At 44.6% G+C, this 18,303-nt stretch carries 15 protein-coding genes; 10 read left to right on the forward strand and 5 right to left on the reverse strand.

From position 1 onward, the window contains the following. Positions 1-11: 11 nt before the first annotated feature. From MKX35_RS04855 to MKX35_RS04865, 3 genes are read left to right on the forward strand one after another with little or no spacing between them, the layout of a single operon-like run. The gene (locus MKX35_RS04855; RefSeq protein WP_231573358.1) at positions 12-890 is read left to right on the forward strand and encodes a carbohydrate ABC transporter permease; all 879 of its coding nucleotides are present in this window, start codon (positions 12-14) and stop codon (positions 888-890) included. Then, positions 890-1,738 (forward strand): carbohydrate ABC transporter permease, encoded by an 849-nt coding sequence (locus MKX35_RS04860; RefSeq protein WP_076284877.1) that lies wholly within the window; start codon positions 890-892, stop codon positions 1,736-1,738. The genes MKX35_RS04855 and MKX35_RS04860 overlap by 1 nt, the downstream gene beginning before the upstream one ends. Positions 1,739-1,760: 22 nt before the next feature. Next, positions 1,761-4,037, forward strand: a complete 2,277-nt coding sequence (locus MKX35_RS04865; RefSeq protein ID WP_076297951.1) for a glycoside hydrolase family 65 protein — start codon at positions 1,761-1,763, stop codon at positions 4,035-4,037. An 86-nt stretch (positions 4,038-4,123) separates the two neighbouring features. Here MKX35_RS04865 and MKX35_RS04870 read toward each other — a convergent pair whose 3' ends face one another. The 3 genes from MKX35_RS04870 to MKX35_RS04880 all read right to left on the reverse strand — a co-directional run bounded on the left by MKX35_RS04870 (position 4,124) and on the right by MKX35_RS04880 (position 5,837). Then, positions 4,124-4,600, reverse strand: a complete 477-nt coding sequence (locus tag MKX35_RS04870; RefSeq protein WP_042192628.1) for a DsrE/DsrF/DrsH-like family protein — start codon at positions 4,598-4,600, stop codon at positions 4,124-4,126. A gap of 241 nt (positions 4,601-4,841) precedes the next feature. Then, positions 4,842-5,159, reverse strand: coding sequence for a hypothetical protein (locus tag MKX35_RS04875; protein WP_076297950.1), 318 nt, complete (start codon positions 5,157-5,159; stop codon positions 4,842-4,844). Positions 5,160-5,213: 54 nt separating this feature from the next. Further along, positions 5,214-5,837: an acetate uptake transporter gene (locus MKX35_RS04880; protein ID WP_042192624.1), complete on the reverse strand. Its 624-nt coding sequence runs from the start codon at positions 5,835-5,837 to the stop codon at positions 5,214-5,216. Positions 5,838-6,172: 335 nt separating this feature from the next. Between MKX35_RS04880 and MKX35_RS04885 the strand changes: the two genes are divergently transcribed. The 4 genes from MKX35_RS04885 to MKX35_RS04900 all read left to right on the forward strand — a co-directional run bounded on the left by MKX35_RS04885 (position 6,173) and on the right by MKX35_RS04900 (position 10,151). Further along, positions 6,173-7,090, forward strand: coding sequence for a prenyltransferase (locus MKX35_RS04885; protein WP_231573357.1), 918 nt, complete (start codon positions 6,173-6,175; stop codon positions 7,088-7,090). A gap of 136 nt (positions 7,091-7,226) precedes the next feature. Beyond that, positions 7,227-8,003 carry a DUF6081 family protein gene (locus MKX35_RS04890; RefSeq protein WP_076287080.1) on the forward strand — a complete coding sequence of 259 codons (777 nt, stop codon included), beginning with the start codon at positions 7,227-7,229 and terminating at the stop codon, positions 8,001-8,003. A 38-nt stretch (positions 8,004-8,041) separates the two neighbouring features. Continuing rightward, positions 8,042-8,995: a 1,4-dihydroxy-2-naphthoate polyprenyltransferase gene (gene menA, locus MKX35_RS04895; protein WP_076297949.1), complete on the forward strand. Its 954-nt coding sequence runs from the start codon at positions 8,042-8,044 to the stop codon at positions 8,993-8,995. A gap of 160 nt (positions 8,996-9,155) precedes the next feature. Then, entirely contained in the window at positions 9,156-10,151 is a 996-nt protein-coding gene (locus tag MKX35_RS04900; RefSeq protein WP_076297948.1) for a Gfo/Idh/MocA family protein, read from the forward strand. Positions 10,152-10,240: 89 nt separating this feature from the next. Here the strand turns inward: MKX35_RS04900 and MKX35_RS04905 are convergent, their stop codons facing one another. Further along, the gene (locus MKX35_RS04905; protein ID WP_076298123.1) at positions 10,241-11,599 is read right to left on the reverse strand and encodes a dicarboxylate/amino acid:cation symporter; all 1,359 of its coding nucleotides are present in this window, start codon (positions 11,597-11,599) and stop codon (positions 10,241-10,243) included. Positions 11,600-12,009: 410 nt separating this feature from the next. On the opposite strand from MKX35_RS04905, the gene MKX35_RS04910 reads away from it, so the two are divergent. Both MKX35_RS04910 and MKX35_RS04915 read left to right on the forward strand, forming a co-directional pair. Next, positions 12,010-12,798, forward strand: a complete 789-nt coding sequence (locus MKX35_RS04910) for a hypothetical protein (RefSeq protein WP_076297947.1) — start codon at positions 12,010-12,012, stop codon at positions 12,796-12,798. Positions 12,799-12,871: 73 nt separating this feature from the next. Further along, positions 12,872-16,600, forward strand: coding sequence for an S-layer homology domain-containing protein (locus MKX35_RS04915; protein ID WP_076285602.1), 3,729 nt, complete (start codon positions 12,872-12,874; stop codon positions 16,598-16,600). A gap of 60 nt (positions 16,601-16,660) precedes the next feature. Here the strand turns inward: MKX35_RS04915 and MKX35_RS04920 are convergent, their stop codons facing one another. Continuing rightward, the gene (locus MKX35_RS04920) at positions 16,661-17,674 is read right to left on the reverse strand and encodes a zinc-dependent alcohol dehydrogenase family protein (protein ID WP_076285603.1); all 1,014 of its coding nucleotides are present in this window, start codon (positions 17,672-17,674) and stop codon (positions 16,661-16,663) included. A 114-nt stretch (positions 17,675-17,788) separates the two neighbouring features. Between MKX35_RS04920 and MKX35_RS04925 the strand changes: the two genes are divergently transcribed. After that, positions 17,789-18,181, forward strand: coding sequence for a winged helix-turn-helix transcriptional regulator (locus MKX35_RS04925; protein WP_076297946.1), 393 nt, complete (start codon positions 17,789-17,791; stop codon positions 18,179-18,181). The last annotated feature ends 122 nt before the right edge of the window (positions 18,182-18,303 follow it).

Raw genomic sequence — 18,303 nt, forward strand, 5'->3', positions numbered from 1 at the left:
AGGTGAAACCATTGAAGAAAAGTGTAAAGAGAAATTTAATAGCCGCAGCTTTTATTGTTCCATCATTATTCATCTTTATAAATGTAGTCATCATTCCATTCGTTATGGGGATTGTGTACTCTTTTACAGATTGGGATGGGTTTAAATTTGCAGGTTCTAACTTTGTAGGCTTCGATAATTATGTACGGGTGTTTCAAGATTCAGATTTTCTTACATCCTTCGGCCTGACATTTAAATATGCCGTATGCATGATTATTCTCGTTAACGTTATCGGACTTTCACTCGCGATGCTGGTGACTTCCAAAATTAAGTCGCGTAATCTTTTACGCTCAATATACTTCCTGCCGAACTTGATCGGTGGTCTGATCCTAGGTTTCATCTGGAAGTTCGTATTCACGAAATTCTTCGTACAGGTTGGAGAAGTAATGGGAAATAGCTCGATCTTCTTCAATTGGTTGGATGATCCGACGGCTTCCTTCTGGGCGCTGGTCTTCGTAGGAACATGGCAAATGGCCGGCTACGTCATGATCATCTACATCGCAGCTATTCAAGGTGTTTCGGATGAGGTGCTGGAGGCAGCTGATATGGATGGCGCAGGCGGATGGATGCGATTCCGCAAAATTATGTTCCCACTCATTATGCCAGCCTTCACGATCAGCTTGTTCTTGACGCTGTCGAACGCATTCAAACAATATGATACCAATATCTCACTAACGAACGGTGGTCCTTACGGTACAACCGAGCTTGTTGCAATGAATATCTTTAAAACCGCGTTTAGTATGAATCAATATGCGCTCGCGCAATCCAAGGCGATTATTTTCTTCCTCGTCATCTTAGTTGTGACGGTTACGCAGGTCGTTATCTCGAAGAAAAGGGAGGTTGAACAATAATGAAACGTCGCAATAAATCAACTTCAATATTGCTTGAAGTTATAGCTTGGGTTAGTGGACTTCTTATGCTGTTGCCTATGTATATTATGTTTGTGAATTCGTTCAAAGGACGTGCCGAGATATTCACCGATACGTTCGGCCTGCCGAAATCCTTTTCCTTCGAGTATTATGCTGCGGCAATGGACAAAATGAACTTTTTGTCAGCATTTAAAAACTCGCTCTTAGTGAGTGTCATTAGTATTGGGCTTATTATTATCTTCTCAGCGATGACATCTTGGATGCTTGTTCGCATGAAGAATAAATTGTCCAATGGCATTCTCCTCTTATTCGTAGGTACGATGCTCATCCCGTTTCAATCGGTGATGATTCCGTTAATGCAATATTTAAACAAATGGGATATCCCATCACTTAATTTCTCTATGATTAATACACATTATGGCCTAATTTTCATGTACATCGGATTTGGGCTAAGTATGTCGGTCTTCCTCTATCACGGTTTTATTAAAGGGGTACCGATTGCTCTTGAAGAAGCGGCAATGATCGAAGGCTGTAATACGTGGCAGACATTCTGGAAGGTTGTATTCCCAATGCTTACGCCAATTACGATGACTGTAGGAATCTTGAATCTATTGTGGATTTGGAATGACTATTTACTTCCATCCTTGACCTTAACAAGCCCAGCGCTTCGTACCATTCCATTGTCAACCTTCTTCTTCTTCGGAGAATTTACAATTCAGTGGAACCTTGCAATGGCAGGACTTGTCGTATCGATTATTCCGGTTATTATCTTTTATCTGTTCGCACAGAAATACATTATTAAAGGCGTTATGGCAGGTGCAGTGAAATAGAATTGGATGAGGGGGCCTTCATATGAAGTCGGGCTGGATTATTGAGAATCATAGGGATATGCAAGACCTCGGCGTTAGTGAGAGTATTTTTAATGTGGCTAATGGTTATGTAGGTGTTCGAGGTAATTTTGAAGAAGGTTATGAAGGTGACGAGCCAACGGTTCGTGGAACATATATAAATGCATTTTATGATATTACACCGATGCTATATGGGGAGAGCGCGTATGGCTTTCCCGATACACAACAGAAACTTGTGAATGTGATGGATGTACAGGATGTGACCATTCATATCGGGGAGGAGAAGTTCAGTCTTTTCACAGGAACGGTCGTATCTGGGCGGCGTTATCTCGATATGCGCGAAGGGAAGTACGTACGGCTCGTGCACTGGATTTCACCACAAGGTAAAGAGGTCGAAATTTCATTCACACGCATGGCGTCATTGACAACACTCGAATTGTTCACGATAGATATTGAGGTAACTCGTATCAATTGTCAGGATGAAGTGACGATTACCTCTGGCGTGAATGGCGATGTGAGTAACTATACGAATGCGAAGGACCCTCGTGTTGCATCGGGTCATGCCAAGCTATTGGATATGAAGAATATCGAGGTGTTCGACGAGACCTCCTTACAAATCGTGCTTGAGACAAATACATCGAAGCTACAAGTGGCGGCAACAACAGTTCATCAGACAACGCCTGCGGTGAACAGTGAACTGATCAAGGGTGAGAAAAGTGTAATGGTGCGGTATGCGTTCCCAGCCGGTAAGGATATTGTTCAATTCACAAAATTCAACGTATTTACAGATACACGTCGACACGAAGATCCAGCTGCTCACGGACGTGAGTTGATGGCTTTGGTATTAACGCAAGGGATTCAAGCGGCTTACATGGCACAAGAAGTATATTTACAACATTTTTGGGAAATTGCAAATATCGAGATCCAAGGTGATGAGGTACTTGAGCAAGGTCTTCGATATAACGTTTATCAGTTGCTGCAATCTGTGGGCAAAGATAAATACAGTAACATCGCAGCCAAAGGCTTAAGCGGTGAGGGCTACGAGGGACATTATTTCTGGGATACCGAAATCTATATCCTGCCGTTCTTCATCCTCTGTCAGCCAGAGCTGGCGAAGCAGTTGCTTCGTTACCGTTATACGATTCTAGGCGAAGCGAAGAAGCGTGCGCTAGAGCTAGGCCACAAGAAGGGGGCCGCTTACGCATGGCGTACCATTACAGGGGAAGAGTGCTCGGGGTACTTCCCAGCTGGTACGGCACAGTATCATATTAATGGTGATATTGCTTATACGTATATTCAATATTATCTCGCGACAGGCGATAAAGATTTCATTGCGGAATTCGGTGCGGAAGTCGTATTTGAAACTGCAAGAACTTGGATGGAGCTAGGTCATTATCATGAAGGTCTATTCAAGATTGATGATGTAACAGGTCCGGATGAGTATACGGCCATCGTAAACAATAACTATTACACGAATGTACTTGCAAAATATAATCTAGAGTGGGCTGCATCGTGGTATAAGCAGCTGGCAGAAACTCATCCTGCGGCATGGGAAGCTTTGTGTAGTCGCATTGGCTTAACAACAGATGAGATTACAGCATTTGAAGAAGCGGCTGCGAAGATGTATCTGCCTTTCGATGAGAAGTTGAACATTCATGCACAAGATGATTCTTTCTTAGCGAAGAAGGTGTGGGATTTCGAGAACACACCGGAAGAAAAACACCCACTGTTGCTTCACTATCACCCGCTACACATCTATCGTCATCAGGTGTTGAAGCAGGCTGATACGGTGCTGGCGCATTTCTTGCTCGAGGATGGCATTTCAACCGATGTCTTGCGGAACTCCTACGATTATTACGAGAAGCTGACAACTCATGATTCGTCCTTATCCTGCGCGATCTATAGCATCATGGCTTCGAAGTTAGGTTACTCGGACAAGGCGTACGATTATTTCATTGAAACTGCACGAATGGATTTGGATAACACTCATGGCAACACGAAAGACGGATTGCATATGGCGAACATGGGTGGTACATGGATGTCGATCGTCAATGGCTTCTCGGGTGTAAGGATCAAGGATGATCATTTGGCTTTGAACCCGACATTGCCGAAGCAATGGAAGGGATACACCTTCACGATGCGTTACCGTCAAGCGACGATTACCGTGGAAGTGAATCATTTGAAGACGCAATTAATCGTGGATGCACAAGAGCTGATTCATATCAAAGTAATGGAGAAGCACTTCAAGATTCCAATGGGCAAGACAATCATCACGGTATAATTTATATCCTTACAATTGAAATCCGAAGCGGCATGGGAAATTCCCCATGTCGCTTTATGTTTTCTTATATTAATTAATTTCAACCGCTAAATGAACAGCTGAACATCACTCTCCAAAGCATCTCTTAAATACGCCGCAGCATCGATAATCTCGACCTCTGGCAGCAGTTCTTCTGTTTTAAAGCCCATGATTTCGACGGAGAGCTTACAGGCATAGAACTTGATGTTTTTTTTACGAGCCCCTTTTAGAAAATGAATCAGCTTCGGCGCGCCTTGCTCCTCCATCATCTCCTCTAGCATCATCCGGCCCAGCCCGCTGAAATTCAAATGGGAGAGTGGCAGCTGCCCAGGGCCCTTTGGCGTAATGACATCCATCAGCTTCTCATAAATACTTTTATCCTCTAGCGTCATCTTCTCCGGATCACGCACCAGAAACAAACCCCAGAAAGAGAAAAACATCGTAACCTCTACATCAATATCTCTCGCGGCATTCGCTAGGATCAATCCCGCCATGGCTTTGTCGTATTCTCCGCTGAACATCAGAAGATTTATTTTTTTACTCACCTGGATAGTCCTCCCGTTACTTATATTGAATTATAAGAAAGTATAAGTTTCACGATATACGTTATCCTTATAATTCTCGCATAAACGTTTAGCGTCCTTAAGAGGACGCCGAAGACGTGTTAGCTTGGAATGTCATTAGTATGGTTATGGAGGGGAGAAGTATGCGAAGGGACCTTCCGAATTCACAAAAAAAGCCCCCTTACGGGAGCTTCATCACCTTTATTTTGTTACCTAGCTTCTACTAATGTACTTCAGAATCTTTGGATTCTGGATCTAAGGTGCTGCGGATGTCATGGTAACGGGCGGAAAGCCAAATGCTTCCGGTAAATAATACGATGAGTCCAAGAACGATAGAAAATCGCCAGTCGCCTGCTTTGAAGTTCAGCTGAAGTACCGTTAGTACAAGCGAAACCTGGGTCCAGACCAGTGTTCTTTTGCGAAAAGCCGCAATATCTCCAGACATCTTTGGGATATTCCGAATGATCAAATAGGCAATAACTGCGAGAATAAGCGCAAATATAGCGGTAACGGCTAATTCAGAAGAGGATAGGACATGCATGGTCTCAGGCATCCTTTCGGCTTGCAAAAGTTAGGATTCAAAAAAGGTGAGTTACTATTTCTTGAAAATACCTAGCGGAGCTCCGATCGGTAAGAAAGTGCGTCCGAAATGAGCGTTTAGCACAGAAGCGCCACATCCGTATAAGGATACGATACCAATTCCAAGTTCGGCACAAGCAGCAAGCTTATGGAAGAATTCTGGAGCGATACCAAAGGAATCGAAGGTTAGTCCAATAAAAAGGAAATCTATCAATACAAAAATGATAAGCAAAACTCTATTAGCCTCAACTGCGCCAATGGTCATAAAGATTGTAAAGATCAAGTAACCCAGAAATACAAATCCGAGCTGCTTAGGATCTACAGCCTCTGCAAGTGTTGGGCCGAATACGCCGAGCTTGATCAGCCAGCTGCTAGCCATGCCGAACCAAAAGAAAGCGTAGGCGCCAAAGGCAGTCATACCAAAGGTGTTGTTGTGCTTAGCATCTTGAATTGCGGCAAATAGTTGAGCAAATGCTCCCAGGAAGATAGCCCAAGGAATGACGTAGCTAAGTCCTGTTGTAAACTCAAGCTTCTGTGAAGAAGCAACCAATGTGACAATAGCCAGTCCGAATAGCCCGATGGCGCTAGGGTCTGCGGTGACGATTTTGACAGATTGGGTGTTAGGGGATTGCGCTGACATGACAGTAAAAGCCTCCATTATTATATATAGTTTTACGCTCTTAAAAACAGCACTCAAGGAGCGCTGTTCATAGGCTTGCCTATCATATCATATTGGTATGTGCTTGCCTATAAAACAGCGCTCATTTTTTGTTGTAAAAGGGTGGCCTTATGTCCAATAAGAGGTTATTTACATTTTTAGCTTCAATGAAGAAACCTTTTAGCCAAACAAACCGAGGTATTATGTCAAGATTAGACATTATATGCAGTGATAATCTTCACAATCTGTTGAAAATTGATGTATAATAGTCAGTGATAATTATTATCAAGTCATAATGAAAAGGCGGTAAGCTTGAAGTGAGCAAATGGACATTATTTACGAAGGCGACCCGGTTTTGGAGTTTTTCAGTTATGCTTATCCCGATTGTTTTAGGTACAGTTGGGGCATATGTATGGGAAAGGTCATTCCATCCGGTCTTATTTATTCTAACCTTAATAGGAGCGATTTCGGCGCATCTGTTTTCCAATATGGTGAATGATCTGTGGGATTATCGCAACGGAACAGATACAGAGGCGAAGAATTCCGCTGGTGAAATCAGCACAAACTCCGGGCTACTGACAGGTGGAATCCTCTCGGAGTCTTTTTATGCAAAGATGACCTGGAGTATGTTGGCGATTGCCCTTATCTGTGGTGGAATCCTAAGTATATATAGCGGTTGGAATATCCTCTGGTTTGTACTTGTAGGTGCTTTAATCGCTTATTTCTATGTAGCCCCACCCCTGCGGTATGGCTATCGCGGTAAGGGATATAGTGAGATGGCTATCTTTATAGCTTTTGGGATCATGCCTGTGTTAGGTTCCTTTTTCGTACAAACCGGTCATTTTAGCATGAAGCCTGTCATCCTTTCATTGCCGGTTGGATTCTTGACTACATTGCTATTGTTTAATCATCATTTCTTACATTGGAAAGCGGACGAGCAGGCTGGAAAACTTACGCTTGTTGTAGTGTGGGGTGAACAGAAGGCACTTGTCTTCTCGCGTGTGCTTCTCTTCACCGGTTATGCTTCTGTAGTGATCTGTGTGCTGATGGGCGTACTTCCAGTTTATGCACTATTGGCTTTGGTTACGGCCTTCTGGCCAATTCGTATTTATCGTGGACTGAAGCCACATAATGCTTCACCAGCCTATATCCCGCTCATGGGTGCTTCACAAAAAGCCTCCGTTCGTTGCGGAGTAGTGATGGCAGCAACCTTACTAATTCAAGGATTATTCTGAAAATATAAGGATAATATATAGGTTTCACGCTATACATTATCCTTATATTTCTCGCATAAACGCTTACCGTCCATTAGGGACGCTGAAGGCGTTTTTGCTTGTACTAATAATTACCATACAGAAGGAGTGAGCTTTCATGGAAAAGAAGGACAAGGAACTGTTGAAGGAAGAACAAAATGTTAAAGGCAATCAAATGGTGCTTGGAGATTTCCACTCCATTTTAGAAGAAGGAAAGGTCTGGAAGACAGGTGGATTTACACTGCCTGATGGATCCTTTTGGGCTTATCGTGAACCGGAAGCAGTAGTTATCGTTCGTAATGATACGCTGTATGTGCGTGCGAAATTATCTCGTGAGAACCATCAAGTACAAATTCTAGACAATGCTAAGCATATGTATTACTCCGCGGAGCCAGTGGTAATTCCTGAGGCTGGAGAGATTAGCTTTGAGCTGCAAATTCGTAGCCGTACACAAGGAACAGCACCTGGAGATTTGTATGATGGTTATGTATCGCTGAACTTGCTTGATTTTACGACAGGTGCGGCGCTAGACTTTTTTGCGGGAAATGATAAATATGCTAGTGTATATGGTATTTTGCCGTTCCCGGGGGTACAAGTACCAGAGAGCAAAGGAACGAAATATTTCTGCATCTTTAAAGAAGATACGGATTTCAAACCACGTGAATTTAATACCTACCGCATAACGTACCACCGTGGCAACGATGAGGCTGTATTCTATTTGAATGGCAAAGAAGTGCGTCGTGAGAAAAATATTCCGATTAAATTCAATAACTTTACAGTGGCGCTCGGAATTATGACTGAGAAGGATCTGAGTCCTGAAGGCAGTGTGTCTGTGCATGGACAAACAGTTATTGCAGAATGGTCCCCAGTGAAGATTACAGCGACTGAACAGTAATACCTTGCAGGCTCAATTGATAAATAAGGGTGTATGGTGTGAATATTAAAAGCTTTCTAAGATTTGTGGAGCTGCCGACAAAAGTAGCCAGTATGATCCCCTTTCTGATGGGAACGCTGTATGCCCTGTATCGGTTTGAGGATTTTTATGTGTTGCGTTTTGGTCTGATGTTCGTTTCCCTGCTTAGTTTTGATATGGCAACGACGGCGATTAACAACTATTACGATTTCAAAAAAGCTTCCAAAACTCACGGCTATGGCTATGAGACGCATAATGCGATTGTGCATTTTAAGCTAAAAGAGAGCACCGTCGTGGCGACGATTGTTATTTTGCTGGCTTTGGCTGCAGGGGGCGGGATTGCGCTTGTTACGCAGACGGGTTTACTGGTCTTTTTGCTGGGTGGGCTGTCGTTCTTGATAGGGATCCTTTATTCGTTCGGGCCGATCCCGATTTCGCGGATGCCGTTAGGTGAGTTGTTCTCGGGTTTGTTTATGGGCTTTGTCATTATTTTTATTTCTGCCTATATTCATACGGACGAGCATGTGGTATCGCTGTTGCTTCAGAACGGTTGGGTCAGCTTGAATATCAATATTATGGAAGTGCTGTACCTGTTCTGGTTCTCTGTTCCTGCCATTTTGGGGATTGCAGGGATTATGCTCGCTAATAATATTTGTGATATTGATGAAGATGTGGAGAACCGCAGGTACACGCTTCCGGTCTACATTGGCCGACGTAATGCGCTTGTGCTGTTTAAATCTCTATACTATGTCTCTTATCTGGATCTTGTAGTGCTGCTGATCTTGGGGATTAACCCTATTCTTGTCTTGGCGATTCTACTTACACTGATCCCATTGCACCGAAATATCGATTTGTTCAAACAGAAGCAGGAGAAGGCGAGTACCTTTATTCTTGCCGTCAAAAATTTCGTGTTGATGAATGCGGCCCGTATTGCTGTGCTTGGTGCGGCTGTGCTGTTAAACATGATAATGTAATTTTTCCACTGGATTAAAAAGCAGTATCTATCGGAGTCGAATCTCCTTTGGGTGCTGCTTTTTGCGCTCTGACTGTACTTTTCTATTAGTGATGAGTTTCATTCTATGATAAGGTGTCTTAAAGTATAGTAACTAATCCAAGGGAAGAGGTGTAGCCATTATGGTACAAAAACTTCGGTGGGGAATCATAGGCTGTGCGCAGATTGCGACTGGTTCAGTGATGCCAGCTATCATGAATTCAGATTCGGGAGTGATTACAGCGGTAGCGAGTCGTGGCTTGGAAAAAAGCAGCGCTGTAGCCGCAGAGTTCGGAATAGAGAAAGCATATGGCAGTTATGAAGAGTTACTTGCGGATAAAGAAATCGATGCGGTGTATGTTCCGCTCCCTAATCATCTTCATCGAGAATGGGTGATCCGTGCGGCAGAAGCAGGTAAGCATGTGTTATGTGAGAAACCGATCGCACTGAACAGTGCAGAGGCTGCAGAGATGGTGAAAGCATGCAACGATGCAGGCGTTCACTTAGCAGAAGCGTACATGTATCGGCATCATCCACGGATTGCTGAACTCCAGGACATTATCGCTAGCGGTGAAATCGGAGAATTACGCTCGATTCGAGGTACATTTACTTACAATGATGCTACAGACACTTCAAATATTCGTTTTAAATCGGCTTGGGGTGGCGGCTCGCTTTATGATGTTGGCTGCTATCCGTTAAGTGCGGCACGACTGTTGTTTGGGACGGAGCCGGAAGCTGTGACCGTGCATGCGAAGTTCTCCCCTGAGCATGATAATGTAGATATGATGGCTTCAGGGCTGGTGGAGTTTCCAAATGGTTTAAGCTTGATCTTTGATTGCGGAATGTGGGCATATAACCGCCAGCTCTTAGAGATTCTTGGGACCGAGGGACGAATTGAGGTGCCTATGCCTTTCAACGCTAGAGACGAGGATGCAGAATTCTTTGTGTACACTGGTGATGAAGTGAGACGGGTCGATGCCACAGGGGCTAATCCATACATTCGGCAGGTGAATGATTTTGCAGCCGCTGTGTTCACAGGTAAGAGACTCATTGCACCGGAGGATCCGGTGCTAAGTATGCGGCTGGTTGAAACCTGCCTTGCTTCAGCTAAACAACGGCAAAGAATTAGCATGCTGTAATAGCTGAATCTAATATGAATCTACAAAAAAACCTCCGGCTTGCTGCTATAAGCAGCTGCCGGAGGTTTTTTTGTTTGCATGTTCGGATTTTAAACTGTGCTCAAGAGAATATCATCTTCGTCATCATTGCTATTAAAGGCTTCGCGGTCAAATTCACCTTCTGAATTCGCGACCAACAACGCGGTTACAGCTGTTCCTGTTGCATTTACAGCGGTACGACCCATATCGATGAGCGCTTCTACACCTGCAACGATAGCGATTCCTTCAAGCGGCAGACCAAGAGCGGTTAAGACTACCGTAGTGGAGATCACGGCTGGTCCAGGTACGCCAGCTACACCAATAGAAGAGATAATACTTACTAAGACCAGCGTAATGTAGTCAGTCCAGTTCAGATCAATACCGAATACTTGGGCGGTAAACACAGCCACAATCGCCGGCCAAATGCCACCGCACGCATTAAAGTTGACCGATGCTCCTAACGGCGCAATAAAGCTCGCGATCCGCGGGGAGACATGAAGGCGCTTCGTAATCACTTCAAGATTGACAGGAAGTGTTGCGTAGCTGCTTCTAGTCGTGAAGGCAACGGTAATGGTTGGATAGATTTTGCGGAAGAAACGGATTGGATTCACCTTCGCTACTAATAGAACCAACCCGCCAAAGATAAGAACAAAATGTATAATCATTGCGACATATGAGGTAATGATTACGCTGCCCAGCTCCTGCAACGTTTCCCAGCCATAATGTGCGGTAATTCCTGCAATCAGTGCGAAGACACCGTAAGGCGTCAAGCGAATAATGAATTTCACGACCTGATGCAGTATCAGTGTCAGGGATTCAATAAGATCACGTACAGGTTTCACGGCTTCAGGTTTCTTGGAGCCAATTTTGATTATAGCTACTGCTAGGAAGATAGCGAAAATGAGCAGAGGCACAACCTTACCGGTAGCTGCTTCATTCACAGGGTTAGATGGCACAAGATCCAGAATAACCTGTGAGAAGGTCGGGATTTCCCGGGCGGCGAAATCTGCAGGCACATCCTGTTGTATCCCTTGACCAGGATTGAACAGAAGCGCAACCGATAGGCCGATAATAGAAGCGATACCCGTCGTTCCGAGGAACCAGGCGAAGGTTTTGATCCCTATTTTGCGCAGATACTCCAGATTAGTTAAGGAAGAAATACTGTTTAATACGAGTATGAATACTAAAGGGATGACGAGCATGCGAATCAAGCTGACATAAATGCTGCCGAACGTACTGATAGCTTTGGTCTCTAAATCGAAGTATTGAAAGAATATTCCGGCAATAAGTCCGATGCCAAGTCCGATGAGTACCCGAGTACCAAATCCAATGCGTTTACGTGCCAGTAGAAACAAAATTGCAAAAACAAATATGGAAGCTACAAATCCATACCAGTTCGTTTCGATGGCGGATAACAAGTTGTTATCTATGTTCACTACCAATACCCCCTTAAACCTAGTTTTTTAATGTGATTAATCCTAATGAGATCAATCTATATACAATTTATAGTAAAGTCAATGTAATAATATGTTAAAAATAATCAATCCCGATAAAAACCATGTGAAAAATAAAAATTGATTGACAAGGCGCATCGTCATGAATAATATGGAACTTAATTACAAGCCAATTGGAATCGACTGGACAGCCGGAGATTCAACGAAAGACGCGTGTTTTGCGTCTCGTTGAGTCTCTTTTTTTATTTTAGAGAAGGGAGAGGTAATGAGGTAAAGTGCAAAAATGTAGTGAAGTGGTATGGATCTACTGGACAGCCAGAGATTCAACAGGTACGTAATACGTGCCGTGTTGGGTCTTATTTTATTTGAAAAGGATGGTACACATTATGAAAAAACTTACGATATCTTTGGTTGCTGCAACTGTCGTCTTTTCCGCACTGACGTATGCCGCAGTATCCGCTAATAAAAAGACAGCAGAGGCAGCATCCATTGAAGCAAGCAGTAATACAGCAGTATCCATTTCAGCAGCAGCGGCACCTGTAGCTACTTCTGCAGCCGTAGTCGTTGTTCAGGCAGAAGCTACTTCGGCTCCTGTTACAGAAACGGTTCAGCCGGAATCTTCAGCTCCAGCAGTGGAGACTGTCTCCGCAAAAGCGACTGCTGCCCCAGACGCAACCGTTGATTCTGCGGAGAAGACTGTTTCCTCAGCAGCTCCAGCGGTGGGTGAAACTCAGCCTAAGGCGACCGCAGCTCCAGCCGCGGAGACCGCTAAGGTAGCTACAACTACAACCACGGTAGCTGCGACTGTCAAAACGCAAACTCAAACTCAAACAGCTACACCGGTTCCAACGGCTGCGCCTACGACAGCTCCCAAAGCAATCGTAACTGCCAAAGCAGCTCAACCGACATCTGCTCCTGTCGTATCTGCTCAGCCTAAGGCCACTGCGGCTCCTGTAGTAACGGCAACGGAAGCACCTTCGAAATCGAAATCCATTACTTTCTCCACAACTGAGGTGGTTAAAGCGACAGCCGCTCCGGTAGTTGAGTCTGCCCAACCGAAGACATCGTCTTCTGCACCTGCATCATCCACGGTCAGCGCACCAGCAGCTGCTCCAGCGGAAACGGTTCAGGCACCCGCACCGGCACCAGCCGCTGAGGAAGAGGTTTGTCCTTGATGAGCGGCAGGCTCATTCAGGATTCCTTTCAGCCCATACATCACATAAACCTATTTAAGGCGAGGTGCACATAATGATACGACCATTAACCTTTAAAAAAATTCTAACGCTGCTGCTGGCAGCCTCCCTGCTAATTCTGCCTACTCAGGCAGGAAGAGTTTATGCTAATCCGGATAACGCAGAGGCGCTAACTTCTTTTGGCTCAAGTAGTGGTGTAAGCCACTTTGATTATTTCAGTCATGTCTATGACCGTCTGAATGATCCTAACCATGTATTTAAAACGGCAACCTATGAGGATATCGTTCATCTTTTTGAGAGTGAAGGCACTTACGCTGTTCTGATTGGCGGCGCTTGGAGCGAGAATACACAGGCCGATATCGGCTTTATCAATGAAGTAGCTAAAGAATATGGTATTTCTACGATTTATAACTTTGATACTAAGCTGGACGGTGACACGCTCCAGATTGCAGACAGCAATAATAAATTTGCTTACAAATACGTTGACCTGGTAAACAAATATTTAAAGAATTTGAATCTGTCCTCGAAGGATGTTCCAGAACGCAATGTCAGCTACACCGATAAAAACGGGGATATCGTAACTGCTAATAAGATCGAATCTCCATTCCTGTTGGTCTACAACAAGGATCACAAGGATGCACAAGGAAATATCGCTCCTGTTGTATCCTATCTGGATAAAAGCTACTCGTGGAATGAGTTCCTGACGAACGGAACACTTGATGCTGCGAAGGTTAATGCGTATAAAGCATCGGTAAGAGAGGTACTTAGTGCCGCTTCTGGGTATAACACGATCGATGAATCTGCTTATATCAAGGCTGCATTTAACAAGAACTACGAGGGCGAAAATGAGGGCAAACCTACGATCTTCAACGAATCGGACGGTACGCTCGTGTATGAACATGTGACCTACCATCAGCTGAAGCAAATTTTGGCGAGTGATGGCAACTATGCGATTTTGTTAGGTGGATCATGGTGCCCCAACACGCAAGCGGTTATCAAATATATTAATGAGTATGCCAAAAAGCATAATATCGATAAGGTCTACTTCTTCGACACGAAGCTCGACTCTGGGGTGACGGTTGCTGAACCAAGCAACAACAGCGGCACCAAGGGCAATGCCAATCCTCACAATAATAATGAGCTTCAGATTAGAACAACCAATCACCCATATGCGAAGTTGTATGTTGATTTGGTCCGTACTTATCTGACTAATATCAAGACCGAGAACAATACAGCAGCCAAACCATCTGTGATTAGTTATGTGAATGAGCTTGGAGACACTGTGATTGGAGATAGACTTCAGGTTCCATATCTGTTCACGTACAACAAGGATAACAAAGATGCAGACGGCACTAATGCACCTATTCTAGGGCATATTGAGCTTATGTACAGCTGGACGAACATCCAACCGGATTACGTGCAGGCGAATTACCCAGTCGGAGCCAGATACACTAACACTACAACAGCTCTGGATAAGCTATTCTCTAAACTGGAAGCTGTGCCCGCTGGACTTACAGGTGTTGCACCAACCGCAGCATACAGTAAGGATGGGCAAATCTTGGGCACAAGTTCGGCCTTGGAATATAAGCTGGCTGGAGATACGGCATATACGCCAGTATCAGGATCAGCAATTACAGGGCTTGCGCCTGGTGTTTATAAAGTAAGATATGCGGCTACATCAGGATATCAAGGTCCAACGAACGCAGCGGGACCAACGATCATTCCTTATAATGCTGGAGAAGACGTAAGTGTGGAGGTGCCTGCTTATATCCATCAACAAGCAGCTCCAACAGGTCTATTAGGGGTAGCTCCTACTTCTGAAGCTAACGATGATGGGCAAATTACGGGCTCAGCTGAAGGGCAGGAGTATAAGGGTGTTGGAGAAGCTGATTATAAGCCTGTAACAGGCGTAGCCATCACAGGTCTTACTCCGGGCTTTTATAATGTAAGATTTGCGGCAAAAGAAGGATACAGCGTAGGTAAAGATGCTACTGTTGAAGTTCCGGCCTATGGCGAGCAAGCAGCTCCTGTAGGGCTAGTGGGGGTGGCACCGACTACTGCAGCCAATAATGATGGCAAAATCACAGGGACTACGAAAGCGTTGGAGTATAAGCTATCAACAGTTACCGATTATGTCTACGCAACAGATGTAGAGATCGTTGGACTGGTACCGGGGACGTATCAGGTAAGATACGCAGCCAAAGAAGGGTTTAATGCAGGCAGAGCAGCAGAAGTGATTGTTCCAGTATTCACTGCAGAGCAAGCAGCGCCATCTGGTTTACAGGGGGTAGCTCCTACCTCTACAGCGAACAATGATGGAAAAATCACAGGAACCACAACAGCCTTAGAATATAAGCTGTCCAGTGTGACTAATTATGTGTATGCACCAGATAAAGAGATTACAGGTCTAATACCAGGTACGTATCAAGTTCGATACGCAGCGAAAGAGGGGTATAAGGCGAGTCCAGTAACTAATATTATTGTCCCTGCTTATGTATCTATTTCAGACCCAGGAACAAGCGGGCCTGGCGGCAGCAATCCTGCGCCGAGCACGACCACACCAACACCAACAGCAAGCCCTCAACTGGTTGCTACAACAACAACCGGTAACACTGTGAATTTATCATCAACAGCAGCAACCAAAACGGATAAAACCACAGGAGTAACCACAGCAACAATCACGAAGGAAGCGGCTACCGAGCTTGTGAATCTTGCTAAAAAGGCAGAAGCGGATGGGAAGAAAGCCGTACTTGAAATTAAAGTAGTAGCTACTTCTGAAACCCAAACAGCCGAGCTTACGCTACCGAGAAGCATAATTAACGAGTTGGTCTCTGGTACAAAGGCCGAGATTACCATTCATTATGAGAATGTAGGTACGATTACGCTTGATGCCAAATCTTTGGCAAGTATCAGCTCAGCCTCGGATGCAGGGGATATTGTCATAACCATTGCTAAGGTTTCGTTAACGGCAGAAGGTAAGGCCGTTCTCGGGGACAGACCGGTTTATGATTTGTCGGTAAAAGCAGGTCAGAGTACCATTTCCACCTTTGGTGGGGGCATTATCCATATCAGTGTGCCGTATACACTGCAAGCAGGAGAACAGAAAGATGCGGTCATCGTATACCATATCAATACCAACGGAAGCTTGGAGAATGTACGCGGGAATTATATCGCTGCCAAGGGAACCGTAGATTTTGTTACCACACATTTCTCCCAATATATTATTGGATATAACAAGGTGAGCTTTGCGGATGTTTCAGAGACTTCGTGGTATAGCAGTGCAGTAGGTTATCTTGCGGCACGCAGTATCACATCAGGTACGGATGCAGAGCATTACAGTCCGAATGCTGCAATTACTAGAGGGCAATTCATAGTCTTGCTCTTAAATGCTTATGGCATCACACCCGACGCTACCGCAACTGATAATTTTGCGGATGCGGGCAATACGTATTACACGAACTATCTCGCGACTGCTAAGCGCCTTGGGGTAGCCACAGGTTCTGGAGATAATCAATTCCAGCCAGAGGTTCAGATCACTAGACAGGAGCTATTTACACTCTTGTATCGCTCACTTGTAGCGCTAGGTGAACTGCCATCCGAGAAGAAGGCTGTAGCTCTTTCTGATTTTGGTGATGCAGGGGAAATTGCTGGCTATGCACAGGAAGCCCTTCAGGCGCTGGTGGAAAGAGGTGTAGTAACCGGAGCGAATAGCAAGCTGAGTCCTAAAGAAGTTACTACAAGAGCGCAAGCGGCACAGGTCATTTATAATCTATTATCGAAATGATTGGCGGTAGCTGAATATAACAGTAGAACCCCCCTGCTCTTTTACAGGGGGGTTCTACTGTTAAAACTTAATGCAGATTTTTCCGAAGTGTGTACCCTTAGCCAAGTATTGCAATGCTTCAACAGATTGTTCAAATGGAAATACAGCGTCAATGATAGGGCGAAGTCCATTTTGTTCAACCGCACGGTTCATCGTCTCAAACATGTCACGGCTTCCGACATTGATGGCTTGAAGGCGTGCTTTTCTCAGAATTGCAGGGATGATTTCAAAGCCCTCAACTTGGAAGCCCGACAGACCGCCTACCAGACTGATCCTTCCACCCACCCGCAGCGCCACGATTGACTTATTTAATGTGGATGATCCACCGAGATCAACAATATGGTCTGCCCCGCGTCCCCCTGTCAGCTCAAGAACAGCCTTATCCCATTCAGGGGTCTTTAAATAATTGATACCGAAATCCGCTCCCAATCCCTTTGCACGCTTAAGCTTCTCATCGCTGCTTGATGTGATGATCACCTGTGCACCGTGAAGCTTGGCAAATTGAAGCGCGAATAGTGAAACTCCACCCGTTCCTTGTATCACTACAGTCTCTCCAGCCTTCACCTTTCCTTCTTCAACAATAGCATGCCAGGCTGTAACACCAGCACAAGGAAGTGTTGCCGCTTCTTCATCAGTTAATAGATCTGGAACACGAACCAATCCCTCCTCGGGAAGCACAACATATTCTGCAAGCAACCCATCAAGCGGACTTCCAAGTGAGCTCACCCAATTTTCTTGTGTAGGTTCTCCCGAAATCCAGCTTTGAGTAAAAATACCGCTTACCCGATCACCAATCTTGAATCTGGACGTATGCTCACCTAAAGCAACAACTTCACCAACACCGTCCGATACCGGAATTAAAGGAGAGTTCAAAATTGGGTTATAAAAACCATCAATGACACCTAAATCTCTAGCGTTAAGGGAAACTGCCCGCATTTTTATACGAACTTCACCAGAACCAGGATTAGGAATTGGACGTTCGGCTACCTTCAGTTGATCGATCCCAAATTGACTTTGAATTTCGTATACTTTCATGTGCAATCTCTCCTTCTTGAAGTGCATAGACATACAATAATCCATAAATTACACTTAAGTAAGGAGGCACTTTATAGTGTCCAGGGAACCAAAAAGTGCACGGGAGGACTTTATATGAACAATCCATTTTCGACGAATACCGTAGAGCCTGATATCTCGCTATCGATTTGTGGGTACAGTAAGGTCCTTGACATTATCTCTAATAAATGGACAGCTTTGGTCATCTATGCCATGGAAGATGGAATCATTCGTTACAGTGATATCAGAAGACGAATCGAAGGCATCTCTAAAAAAATGCTAACTCAAACTTTGCGGCAACTGGAACGAGATGGGTTGGTAAAGCGTGAGATTACACCTTCCGTTCCACCCATCGTAGAGTATTCTCTAACACCCCTAGGGGTATCTTTACTTGAGCCTATGAGAGCGTTAAATCGGTGGACGAGTCAAAATTATGTATGGGTTGAAAAGGCCAGAGCTTCATATGATCAAGTGGATCAAACAGAATAATTTGTGTGGGATAGATCTCTACACTCTAAGGGGGAACCAATGGTTCTCCCTTTTGTGCTGAAAAGGGCACTAGCATTCATAGATATAAGATTAGTGAGTTAAATTATGGAGTGGGATTCAGT

This window comes from Paenibacillus sp. FSL R5-0923, assembly GCF_038009145.1.
Lineage (GTDB): Bacteria > Bacillota > Bacilli > Paenibacillales > Paenibacillaceae > Paenibacillus_AQ.